Below are 11,977 nucleotides of genomic sequence, written 5' to 3'. Positions count from 1 at the left end.
GTACATCAGTTACTACAATCATGATCGGATCAAATCAAAGCTCGGCGGACTGAGTCCTGTGGAATACAGGACTCAGTCAGTGGGCATGTGGCAGTAGACCGTCCAACATTTTGGGGTCAGTCCAAAGGCGTGGCACGCCAGAACCGTCACGTGTGAGATTCAACGTGATGTGCAAAACCCATAAAAACAATAAAAGCTTGCCCAGAGATCGACTGCCATGGCCGCACCCGCCTCGCCGCTGTCCCACGACGCCATCATCCAGGACTCCTGGTCGCGATGCCGCGCGTTCGGCCTCAGTCACCAAAGCGCGCCGGCCTTCGACCAGTTGCCGGCCGCGGGCATCGCGCAACTGCTGGAGAGCCAGCACTCACTGGTGCAAACCACCCATCAGGAAGTCCTGCCCTACTACGAGAACATCCTGAGCAATTCCAATTGCCTGATCATGCTCGCCGACCATCAGGGCCAGGTGCTCACGTCCTGGGGCACCCAGCGCTTTATCGAACCGAAACTGGCCCGAGGCTTTAGTGCCGGCGCCAGCTGGATGGAGCGCTGCACCGGCACCAACGCCATCGGCACCGCCCTGGCCTGCGAGCAAGCCGTGCATATCGAGCACGATGAACACTTCCTCAAGGCCAACCGCTTCATGACCGGTTCCGCCGCGCCGATTTTCGATGCCGAGCGCAAGGTGATCGCGGTGCTGGACGTGTCCAGTGACAGCTACCTGCCGCCCTCCCACACCCTGGGCATGGTCAAGATGATGAGCCAGACCGTGGAAAACCGGCTGATCCTCAACCTGTTCCATGGCCAGCATTTCCAACTGACGTTCAACACCGGGCTGAACAACCTCGACAGCCAATGGGCCGGCTTGCTGATTTTCGATGAAAGCGGCCAGGTGCTTTCCGCCAATCGCCGCGCCGACAATCTGCTGGGCATCAGCCTGTCGCGGGTCAGTGTCGAGAGCCTGTTCAAGGTTTCGCTGCTGGAGTTGCTGAACCAGCCCGAAGGCCTGCCCTTCGCCCTGCAAACCTCGGGGCGCAATCGCTTCCAGTGCCTGTTGAAGCGGCCGAAACAGGTATCAATTCAACCTCGAGTGTTCACCGAACCGGTTGTAGCTACACCCGCCGCCATCAGCCTCAACACTCTGCATTACGGTGACAGCCGCGTGGAAAAAGCTGTGCGCCAGGCCGAGCGCTTGCTGGAAAAAGACATTCCATTGCTGATCCACGGTGAAACCGGCGTTGGTAAAGAAGTCTTCGTCAAAGCGCTGCACCAGGCCAGCTCACGCAGCAAACAAGCGCTCATCGCGGTCAACTGTGCGGCGATTCCCGCCGAACTGGTGGAATCAGAGCTGTTTGGTTATGAGAAAGGTGCATTCACCGGTGCCAATCAGAAAGGCAGCATCGGGCTGATCCGCAAGGCTGACAAAGGCACGCTGTTCCTCGACGAAATCGGTGACATGCCGCTGCCGACCCAGGCGCGACTGTTGCGGGTGTTGCAGGAGCGCTGCGTGCAACCGGTGGGCAGCAGTGAGTTGTTCCCGGTGGACTTGCGCATCATTTCCGCGACCAATCGCTCGTTGCGTGAACAAGTCCAGCTGGGGCGGTTTCGCGAAGACCTGTATTACCGCATCGGCGGCCTGACCCTGGAACTGCCGCCGCTAAGAGAACGAAGCGATAAAGAAGCACTGTTCAAGCGCCTTTGGGAGCAGCACCGTGAACCCGCGCAATGGGCCGGTTTGAGCCAGGAAGTGATGGCGTTGTTCGGCCGCCATCCGTGGCCGGGTAACCTGCGCCAGGTCAGCAGCGTGATTCAGGTCGCCCTGGCCATGGCCGAGGAGCAACCGATACGGCCGGAGCATTTGCCGGATGATTTTTTTGTCGACCTGGAGATGGAGCCGGTGGAGACGCAGGAACCATTGGCCGTTGACCTCAATGATATCGAGGCGCTGAACCGGCAGTTGCAGGCGGTCGGGGGGAATATTTCCTACCTGGCACGCAGGCTTGGGGTGAGCCGCAATACCCTTTACAAGCGGTTGCGCCAGGCTGAATGACGGGTTGGCCGAACGACCCCCATCGCTGGCGAGCCAGCTCCCACAGGTTCAGCGGGCTGCATGGATTTTGTGTACGACACGGACACTGTGGGAGCTGGCTTGCCAGCGATGACGTCAGCCCGGACTCCACATATATCCCCCTGTTCAAAAACAAAAACCCGCACTAGGCGGGTTTTGTTTTACAGCAGATCAAGCAATCAATCAGCCAAACGCCAGGTCGTGCCGCCCTTGCCGTCTTCCAGCACCACGCCCATGGCGGTGAGCTGGTCGCGGATGCGGTCGGATTCGGCCCAGTCCTTGCCGGCACGTGCCGCCAGGCGCGCAGCGATCAGCGCTTCGACTTCGGCTGCATCCACGCGCCCTTCAGCGCCCGCTTGCAGGAAGTCATCGGCTTCGAGCTGCAACACACCCAGTACGCTGGCCAGTTCTTTCAAACGGGCTGCCAGAGCGGCCGCTGCGTTCAGATCGCTTTCACGCAGACGGTTGATTTCACGAACCATCTCGAACAACACCGCACAAGCTTCCGGCGTGCCGAAGTCGTCGTTCATCACAGTGGTGAAGCGCTCGACGAAGGCTTCGCCGCCAGCAGGCGCCACGCTCGGCAGGCCTTTCAACGCGTGGTAGAAACGCTCCAGGGCGCCCTTGGCGTCCTTGAGGTTGTCTTCCGAATAGTTGATGGCGCTGCGGTAGTGGCTCGACACCAGCAGATAACGCACGACTTCCGGGTGGTACTTGTCGAGCACGTCGCGAATGGTGAAGAAGTTGTTCAAGGACTTGGACATCTTCTCGCCATTGATACGGATCATGCCGCAATGCATCCACGCGTTGGCGTAGGTCTTGCCGGTGGCCGCTTCGCTCTGGGCGATTTCGTTTTCGTGGTGCGGAAACTCAAGGTCGCTGCCGCCGCCATGAATGTCGAAAGTCTCGCCCAGGCAGCAGGTGGACATCACCGAGCACTCGATGTGCCAGCCCGGACGCCCGGCGCCCCACGGCGATTCCCAGCTCGGCTCACCCGGCTTGGTGGCTTTCCACAGTACGAAGTCCAGCGGGTCCTGCTTGGACTCGTCGACTTCGATCCGTGCGCCGATGCGCAGGTCTTCGATCTTCTTGCGCGACAGCTTGCCGTAACCCATGAACTTGGCGACGCGGTAGTACACGTCGCCATTGCCCGGTGCGTAGGCATAACCCTTGTCGATCAGGGTCTGGATCATGCTCAGCATGCCCGGAATGTGATCGGTGGCACGCGGTTCCATGTCCGGCTTGAGGATGTTGAGGCGCGCCTCGTCCTCATGCATTGCAGTGATCATGCGTTCGGTCAGCGCGTCGAACGGTTCGCCGTTCTCGCGGGCACGATTGATGATCTTGTCTTCGATGTCGGTGATGTTGCGCACGTAGGTCAGGTTATAACCGCTGAACCGCAGCCAGCGGGTCACCAGGTCAAACGCGACCATGCTGCGGCCGTGGCCAATGTGGCAGTAGTCGTACACGGTCATCCCGCAGACGTACATGCGCACGTTGTTGCCATCCAAAGGCTTGAAGACTTCTTTGCTCTTGGTGAGCGTGTTGTAGATCGTCAGCACTTTATATTTCCTTGACGCTGAATCACTGGCCCCACGAATCACGCAGGGTCACGGTACGGTTGAATACCGGCTGACCAGGTTTCGAGTCCTTCAAATCAGCAACGAAGTAACCTTCGCGCTCGAACTGGAAACGGTCTTCCGGCTGTGCGTTGCCCAGCGAAGGCTCGGCACGACAACCGGTGAGTACCTGCAGCGAGTCAGGGTTGATGTTGTCGAGGAAACTGGCGCTGTCTTCGGCCTTCTCAGGGTTGGCCGAACGGAACAGGCGGTCGTACAGACGTACTTCGCACTCGACGCTGGCAGCAGCCGGCACCCAGTGCACCACGCCTTTGACCTTGCGGCCTTCCGGGTTCTTGCCCAGGGTCTCGGGATCGTACGAGCAGCGCAGTTCGACGATGTTGCCATCGGCGTCCTTGATCGCTTCGTCGGCACGGATCACGTAGCTACCGCGTAGACGCACTTCACCGGCCGGCTCCAGGCGCTTGTAGCCCTTTGGCGGCTCTTCCATGAAGTCGTCACGGTCGATGTAGATTTCACGGGCGAACGGCAGGACGCGCACGCCCATGTCTTCTTTCGGGTGGCACGGCAGTTCGAGGTTCTCGACCTGGCCTTCCGGGTAGTTGGTGATCACGACCTTCAACGGACGCAGCACGCACATGGCGCGCGGGGCGCTGTGGTCGAGGTCGTCACGGATGCTGAATTCGAGCATGCCGAAGTCGACTACGCCGTCGGAACGGTTGGTGCCGATCATCTCGCAGAAGTTACGGATCGACTTCGGCGTGTAGCCACGGCGGCGGAAGCCCGACAGCGTCGACATGCGCGGGTCGTCCCAGCCGTTGACGTGCTTTTCATCGACCAACTGCTTGAGCTTGCGCTTGCTGGTGATGGTGTAGTTCAGGTTCAGGCGGCTGAACTCGTACTGACGCGGGTTGGCCGGCACCGGCAGGTGCTCGAGGAACCACTCGTACAGCGGACGGTGGCTTTCGAACTCCAGGGTGCAGATCGAATGGGTGATGCCTTCGATGGCGTCCGACTGACCGTGAGTGAAGTCGTAGTTCGGGTAGATGCACCACTTGTCACCGGTCTGGTGGTGATGAGCGTGACGAATGCGATACATGATCGGATCGCGCAGGTTCATGTTCGGCGAGGCCATGTCGATCCTGGCCCGCAGCACGCGTGCGCCGTCCTTGAATTCACCGGCCTTCATGCGGGCGAACAGGTCCAGGTTTTCTTCCACGGAGCGGTCGCGGAACGGGCTGTTCTTGCCCGGCTCGGTCAGGCTGCCACGGTATTCCTTGGCTTGCTCCGGAGTCAGGTCATCGACGTAGGCATTGCCGGATTTGATCAGCTCCACCGCCCAGTCATGCAACTGGTCGAAATACTGCGAGGCGTAGCGCACTTCACCGGACCATTCGAAGCCCAGCCATTTGACGTCGCTTTCGATCGCGTCGATGTATTCCTGGTCTTCCTTGGCCGGGTTGGTGTCGTCGAAACGCAGGTGCGTGACGCCACCGAACTCCTGGGCCAGGCCGAAGTTCACGCAGATCGACTTGGCGTGGCCGATGTGCAGGTAGCCGTTGGGTTCAGGCGGGAAACGGGTGACGATCTGCGTGTGCTTGCCCGAGTCCAGGTCTGCCTGGATGATCGGCCGCAGGAAGTTGACCGGCACGGCAGGGCCGGTCTTGGCATTCGAGGTAGGGTCGACAGTGGGCTTGCTCATAGGATCCTTGAACGTACAAGTGCGTGGCCGTAATGAAGGCCGGACAAAACAAAGCCGCTATCATAGCCGATGCCGTCAAGTACCTGACAGAGCGCACTCTGTAAACCGTCGCATTTAATAGGACGCAAATGAAAAAACAGCCTCGAAATTCGCGTCTGGCACGCTAAACTGCGCACCTTGGCCAAAAAGGCTGAACCGGTGGCGGGACGTGATGTTCCAACACCAAGAATTCCTTCAATACGCTCCACCTCAAAAGAGTCCCGATCATGACCCAAGTCAAACTGACTACTAACCACGGTGACATCGTCATCGAACTGAACGCCGAAAAAGCCCCGATCACCGTGGCCAACTTCGTCGAGTACGTTAAAGCCGGTCACTACGAAAACACTGTTTTCCACCGTGTCATCGGCAACTTCATGATCCAGGGCGGCGGTTTCGAGCCAGGCATGAAAGAAAAGAAAGACAAGCGCCCAAGCATCCAGAACGAAGCTGACAACGGTCTTTCCAACGAAAAATACACCGTCGCCATGGCCCGTACCATGGAGCCGCATTCGGCCTCCGCGCAGTTCTTCATCAACGTGGCCGACAACAGCTTCCTCAACCACAGCGGCAAGAACGTTCAGGGCTGGGGCTACGCGGTATTCGGTAAAGTGACCGCGGGCACCGACGTTGTCGACAAGATCAAAGGCGTGGCCACCACTTCCAAGTCCGGCCACCAGGACGTACCGGCAGACGACGTGATCATCGAGAAAGCCGAGATCATTGAGTGATACTGCTGATTTCAGATTTACATCTGGAAGAGGAGCGCCCGGACATCACCCGGGCGTTTCTGGATTTGCTCGCCGGACGCGCCCGCTCGGCGAGTGCGTTGTACATCCTGGGCGACTTTTTCGAGGTGTGGATTGGCGACGACGCCATGACACCCTTCCAGCGCTCCATCTGCCAGGCCCTGCGCGACCTAAGCGACAGCGGCACGGCCATTTTCCTGATGCACGGCAATCGCGACTTCATGCTCGGCAAGGCCTTCTGCAAACAGGCCGGCTGCACCCTGCTGAAGGACCCGAGCGTCGTGCAGTTCAACGGCGAGCCGGTGCTGCTGATGCACGGCGACAGCCTCTGCACCCGCGACGAAGGCTATATGAAGCTGCGTCGCTACCTGCGCAACCCGGTCACCCTGTTCATCCTGCGCAACCTGCCGTTGCGCACCCGGCACAAGCTGGCACGCAAACTGCGCAATGAAAGCCGCGCGCAAACGCGGATGAAGGCCAATGACATTGTCGACGTCACGCCCGAGGAGATTCCGCGGATCATGCAGGCGTTCGGCGTGAAGACCCTGATCCACGGACATACCCACCGTCCGGCGATTCACAAATTGCAGCTCGGCGAGCAAGCGGCGCGGCGCATTGTGCTGGGGGATTGGGATCGTCAGGGCTGGGCGCTGCAGGTCGATGAGCAAGGGTTTGCCCTGGCGCCGTTCGACTTCGCCCCGCCACCGCAACTCGCCGCACCCGCGAACTAACGACCAAACACATAACCCTGTGGGAGCGGGCTTGCCCGCGATGGGGCCGCCACATTCAACTTCCATGTTGGATGATATGCCGCCATCGCGGGCAAGCCCGCTCCCACATTGGAACTGCGGTGTTTAGTGTCCGGCGGAAGCCGCAGGCCCGGCCTTGGCGGTAAACGGCGGCTTGGCCAGCCACACGATCAATATCAGCCCCATGAACATCCAGCCCAGCAAGGTGAAGTAATCCACCGTGGACAGCATGTACGCCTGGCTGACCACCGTCTGCTCCAGCTGCGTGTAGGCCTTGGCCCCTGCCCCGCCCAGTTGGGTCAACGCTTCGCGGGTGGCCGGATCGAACGGGGTGATGCTTTCGGTCAGGTAGGCATGGTGCTGGTCGGCCCGACGAATCCAGATCCAGGTGGTCAACGATGCAGCAAAACTGCCGCCCAGGGTGCGCAGGAAGGTCGCCAGTCCGGAGCCGTCGGCAATCTGGTGCGGTGGCAGGTCCGAGAGCAGGATGGTCAGGGTCGGCATGAAGAACAGCGCCACGCCGATGCCCATGAACAGTTGCACCATGGCGATGTGCTGGAAGTCCACTTCATTGGTGAAACCGGCGCGCATGAAGCAGCTCAGGCCGATGGCCAGGAAGGCCCCACCCGCCAGCACACGCATGTCGAAGCGCGGTGCGTACTTGCCGACGAAAGGTGACAGCAGTACCGGCAGGATCCCCAGCGGCGCGACGGCAAAACCGGCCCAGGTCGCGGTGTAGCCCAATCGGGTCTGCAACCACTGCGGCAGGATCAGGTTGATCCCGAAGAACCCGGCATAGCCCAGGATCAGCACGATGGTGCCGTAGCGGAAGTTGCGGTGGGCGAACAGGCGCAGGTTGACCACCGGATGTTCATCGGTCATTTCCCAGATCACGAAGAACGCCAGGGCCACCACCGAAATAACCGAACCGATCACGATGAAGCTGGACTCGAACCAGTCGGCATCGTTGCCCTTGTCGAGCACGATCTGCAGCGCCCCGACGCCGATGATCAAGGCGATCAGGCCGACGTAATCCATCGGTTGGCGACTGGTGACCACCGGACGTTTTTTCATCTGCTGGGTCACCACCCAGGCGGCGAACAGGCCGATCGGCACGTTGATGAAGAAGATCCACGGCCAACTGTAGCTATCGGTGATCCAACCGCCGAGGATCGGCCCGGCAATCGGCGCGACCACCGTGACCATCGCCAACAGTGCCAGCGCCATCCCCCGTTTCGCCGGTGGATAAACGGCAATCAGCAAGGTTTGGGTCATCGGGTACAACGGCCCCGCCACCACCCCTTGCAGCACCCGAAAGCCCACCAGCTCAGGCATGGACGTGGAAATCCCGCACAAAAACGAGGCCAGCACGAACAGCAGTGTTGCCCAGACAAACAGCTTCACCTCGCCAAAACGGCGACTGAGCCAACCGGTCAGCGGCAAGGCGATGGCGTTGCTCACCGCGAACGAAGTGATGACCCAGGTGCCCTGCTCCGAACTCACGCCCAGGTTGCCGGAAATCGTCGGCAGCGCCACGTTGGCGATGGTGGTGTCGAGCACTTGCATGAAGGTCGCCAGCGACAGGCCGATGGTGCTGAGCACCAGGCTGGGCGGCGTGAAAGAGGCGTTATTGCTCATCGCGAATCCTTTGACACTCAAGTTGCGCTGCGCCCGTTACAGGCGCAGCCGACGGATTGGCGAATCAGCGCTGCGCGGTCTTGCTGACCGCGGCGCTGTTGTCGTGAATCAACTGGGTGATCATGGCGTCGGCCTCGGCCAACTGGCGGTCGTAGATGTTGGTGCTGAATGACGCCTTCTGTGGCGGCTGTTGCGCCAGCACCGGGCCGCTCTGGTCATGCAGATCGACATCGACGAGGGTCGACAGGCCGACGCGCAACGGGTGCTTGGCCAGCTCTTCGGCGTTGACGTGGATCCGCACCGGCACGCGCTGCACGATCTTGATCCAGTTGCCGGTGGCGTTCTGCGCCGGCAGCAAGGCAAAGGCGCTGCCGGTCCCGGCACCGAGGCTGTCGATGGTGCCGCTGTACTTCACGTCGCTGCCGTAAAGGTCGGTCTCGATCTCGACCGGTTGGCCGATGCGCATGTCACGCAGCTGGGTTTCCTTGAAGTTGGCGTCGATCCACAACTGATCCAGCGGAATCACCGCCATCAGCGCCGTACCCGGTTGCACCCGCTGGCCCAGTTGCACCGAACGCTTGGCCACGTAACCGGTGACCGGTGCAATCAGCACGCTGCGCGAGTTGTTCAGGTAGGCCTGGCGCAGTTGCGCGGCGGCGGCCATCACGTCCGGGTGCGATGAAACCACGGTGTCGTCGACCAGCGCGCTGGTGGTCTTGAGCTTTTGTTCGGCATTGGCCAGGGCGTTTTGCGCCGAGGTCAGGTCGTCGCGGGCGTGGGACAGCTCTTCCTGGGAAATCGCCCCGCCGGCGGCGAGGTTCTTGCGCCGGCTGAAGTTGTCCTGGGCCTTTTGCACTTCGGCTTTCTGCGCGTTGACCTGGGCTTTCATGCCATCCACATCGCTGTACAGGCCGCGCACCTGGCGCACGGTACGGGCCAGATTGGCCTGGGCGTTTTGCAGACCGATTTGTGCGTCGTTCGGGTCGAAGTTAACCAGCACCTGGCCTTCGTGGACCAGATCGCCGTCATCGGCGCCGATGCTGACCACGGTGCCGGTGACCAGCGGGGTGATTTCCACCACGTTGCCGTTCACATAGGCGTCGTCGGTGCTTTCACTCCAGCGCCCGTAGAATTCGTGGTAGGCCCAGACGCCCGCGCCGCCGAGCACTACGACGACAGCCAGCACCAACAGCATGAGTTTGCGCTTGCCCGAATTGGGGTTGCCCTGGGTGTTTTCAGGAGGTTGAGTTGTATCGGCAGTGGCCATGACAGGTACCTTGAATTAGTGGGTCAGCGTGGCTGGCGAGGCGTTGGCCGAGGCAATGGCCTCAGGCTGGAAACCGCCGCCCAGCGCCTGCATCAGTTGGATCGACAGGTCAATCTGCTCGGCATTCAGGTTGGCCAGCTGACGCTGGGCCTGGAGCAATTGCTGCTCGATGCTGAGCACGTCCAGGTAGTTGCCGATGCCGGAACCGTAACGCTGGACCACGGTGTTGTAGGAATCCTGGGCGATGTCGGTGGCATGCTGCTGGGCCGCGATCTGCCGGACGATGTCACGCAGCTGGTTGATGCTGTCACTGACATCCCCCAGTGCCTTCACCAGGCTTTTGTTGTACTGCGCCACGGCGAGGTCGTAATCGGCGTCGCGCGAATCGAGGTCGGCGCGCAAGCGGCCACCGTCGAAGATCGGCACCGAGATCGTCGGTGCAATGTTGAAGAAACGGCTGGCGGAACCAAACATCGCATCGCCCAACAGGGATTCGGCGCCGGCTGCGGCACTGAGGTTCAAGTTGGGATAGAACCGGGTCTTGCCGGCGTCGATGTTTTTGCCCGCTGCCTCGACCCGCCAGCGCGCGGCCACCAGGTCCGGGCGACGTCCGAGCAACTCTGCCGGCAACACTGAAGGTAGCGCTACCACGCCTGGCTGAAGAATGTTCGGTCGGGCAATTTCATTGCCGCGGTCCGGGCCTTTGCCGAGCAGTACCGCGAGGGCGATTTTCGCGCTGTTCAGGCGCTTCTCGGCATCGATCAGGTTGGCTTGGGAAGTGGCTTCCAGGCTTTCGGTCTGCTGGAACTGATACTGGCTGTCGATCCCGGCCGTCAGCCGGCGCTGGCTCAGGTCGAGCATTTGCCGGGTGCGCTTGAGGTCTTCGCTGGACAGGTCGTAGACGATGTGTGCCTGGCCCAGATCGCTGTAGGCGCGGGCAACATCGGCGGCCAGGGTCAGTTGCGCAGCCTGCTGGTCGACTTCGGCGGCACGGGCCTGGCCAAGGGCCGCTTCCCAGGCATCGCGCTGGCCGCCCCACAGGTCGAAGTTGTAGTTGAAACCGGCGCTGATGTTGCGAATGGTGGCGTAAGCGTCCCCCTGCCCGAGCGGGTCCTGGTCGCGGGCCAGGCGCGAACGGCTGACGCCGGCGCTGGCATCCAGGGTCGGCATCCGTTCGGCGTCGGCGGCGTAGGCAGCGGCGCTGGCCTGATGGGCGCGGGCGTCGGCAATCTGCATGTCCGGGCTGTCGCGCAGGGCTTCGCGGATCAGGCCGTCGAGTTGCGGGTCGCCGAGGCTCTTCCACCAGTCGCTTTTCGGCCAGGCGGCCGGCGACAGGGTCACGCCGCCGAGGGATTGCCCGGCCTCGAGGGTTTTCGCGTCGAGGCTGACACCTGCGGTTTTCAGGCCGCTGTAACTGGCGCAACCGCCCAGGCTCATGGCCAACAGCACCAGGCTCAGGCCGGCACGCAAGGGTTTACTGCTCATTTGTCACCTACCCGCAGCAGGGTGATCGAGTCACCGGCTGCCAGCAAAATTTTCTTCAGGATCAACTCCAGAGTCTTCAGCTCATCCGGAGTGATGGCACCGGCCAGTTCATTCATGGCTTCGGCACCGATGTGCGGCAATAGACTGGCGAGCTTCTGCCCTTCTTCGGTCAGTACCAACTGCACCTGACGGCGATCCGCCTCGGAGCGTTGGCGGGCGAGGAAACCTTTCTGTTCCAGACGATCGAGCATGCGCGTCATCGAGCCGCTGTCGAGGGACAGGTGACGGCACAGCTCGCCCGGCGAATCGACGCCGTACTGGGCGATGATGATCAACACCTTGAACTGCGCGGCGGTGATGCCGTGGGGTTCCATGCGGGTGTCGAGGATCCGGTCCTTGAGCAGCGCGGCACGTCCGAGCAACAGGCCGAGATGGCAATTCTGGAAATCTTCCGGAGAGAAATGTTTCATCTGACCACCAATTAGCTGCCTAGGCAGTGAATGTATGTCGAGATGTTACTGCCTAGGCAGCGAATGTCAACGTAATAGTTAGCAAGCTTTGTAAATAGTTGACTAACGGCGTCGGGATTTGTTTCGACCACACTGACGCCATCGCTGGCAAGCCAGCTCCCACAAGGATCGCATTGGACCTTGTGGGAGCTGGCTTGCCAGCGATGGCAGCGACTCGGTTTGAAGAGGAA

10 protein-coding genes are annotated in these 11,977 nt (G+C 61.0%); 4 read left to right on the top strand and 6 right to left on the bottom strand.

The features are described 5' to 3' along the window. Nucleotides 1-97 (top strand): IS3 family transposase (locus tag EI969_RS19575; protein ID WP_160389242.1); only part of this gene is annotated, 97 nt, incomplete at its 5' end. Nucleotides 98-217: 120 nt separating this feature from the next. Further along, nucleotides 218-2,050: a sigma-54-dependent Fis family transcriptional regulator gene (locus EI969_RS19570; protein WP_160389241.1), complete on the top strand. Its 1,833-nt coding sequence runs from the start codon at nt 218-220 to the stop codon at nt 2,048-2,050. Nucleotides 2,051-2,247: 197 nt separating this feature from the next. Here EI969_RS19570 and cysS read toward each other — a convergent pair whose 3' ends face one another. Both cysS and EI969_RS19560 read right to left on the bottom strand, forming a co-directional pair. After that, nucleotides 2,248-3,630, bottom strand: coding sequence for a cysteine--tRNA ligase (gene cysS, locus EI969_RS19565; RefSeq protein ID WP_160389240.1), 1,383 nt, complete (start codon nt 3,628-3,630; stop codon nt 2,248-2,250). Nucleotides 3,631-3,652: 22 nt separating this feature from the next. After that, entirely contained in the window at nt 3,653-5,350 is a 1,698-nt protein-coding gene (locus EI969_RS19560; RefSeq protein ID WP_160389239.1) for a glutamine--tRNA ligase/YqeY domain fusion protein, read from the bottom strand. A gap of 266 nt (nt 5,351-5,616) precedes the next feature. On the opposite strand from EI969_RS19560, the gene EI969_RS19555 reads away from it, so the two are divergent. Then, entirely contained in the window at nt 5,617-6,120 is a 504-nt protein-coding gene (locus EI969_RS19555) for a peptidylprolyl isomerase (RefSeq protein ID WP_160389238.1), read from the top strand. Beyond that, nucleotides 6,117-6,869 (top strand): UDP-2,3-diacylglucosamine diphosphatase, encoded by a 753-nt coding sequence (lpxH, locus tag EI969_RS19550; RefSeq protein ID WP_160389237.1) that lies wholly within the window; start codon nt 6,117-6,119, stop codon nt 6,867-6,869. Before EI969_RS19555 ends, lpxH begins: the two co-directional genes overlap by 4 nt. A 123-nt stretch (nt 6,870-6,992) precedes the next feature. Here lpxH and EI969_RS19545 read toward each other — a convergent pair whose 3' ends face one another. The 4 genes from EI969_RS19545 to EI969_RS19530 all read right to left on the bottom strand — a co-directional run bounded on the left by EI969_RS19545 (nt 6,993) and on the right by EI969_RS19530 (nt 11,747). Then, entirely contained in the window at nt 6,993-8,525 is a 1,533-nt protein-coding gene (locus tag EI969_RS19545; protein WP_160389236.1) for a DHA2 family efflux MFS transporter permease subunit, read from the bottom strand. Between the two features lie 64 nt (nt 8,526-8,589). Then, the gene (locus EI969_RS19540; protein WP_160389235.1) at nt 8,590-9,792 is read right to left on the bottom strand and encodes an efflux RND transporter periplasmic adaptor subunit; all 1,203 of its coding nucleotides are present in this window, start codon (nt 9,790-9,792) and stop codon (nt 8,590-8,592) included. Between the two features lie 15 nt (nt 9,793-9,807). Further along, entirely contained in the window at nt 9,808-11,277 is a 1,470-nt protein-coding gene (locus tag EI969_RS19535; protein WP_160389234.1) for an efflux transporter outer membrane subunit, read from the bottom strand. Then, nucleotides 11,274-11,747 carry a MarR family winged helix-turn-helix transcriptional regulator gene (locus tag EI969_RS19530; RefSeq protein WP_160389233.1) on the bottom strand — a complete coding sequence of 158 codons (474 nt, stop codon included), beginning with the start codon at nt 11,745-11,747 and terminating at the stop codon, nt 11,274-11,276. The genes EI969_RS19535 and EI969_RS19530 overlap by 4 nt, the downstream gene beginning before the upstream one ends. Between the last annotated feature and the right edge of the window lie 230 nt (nt 11,748-11,977).

Origin of the sequence: Pseudomonas sp. PB101, from assembly GCF_009764265.1 — a bacterium.
Taxonomy (GTDB): domain Bacteria; phylum Pseudomonadota; class Gammaproteobacteria; order Pseudomonadales; family Pseudomonadaceae; genus Aquipseudomonas.
The sequence above is the reverse complement of the archived record's forward strand: the minus strand, read 5'-3'. Positions and strand labels throughout refer to the sequence as shown.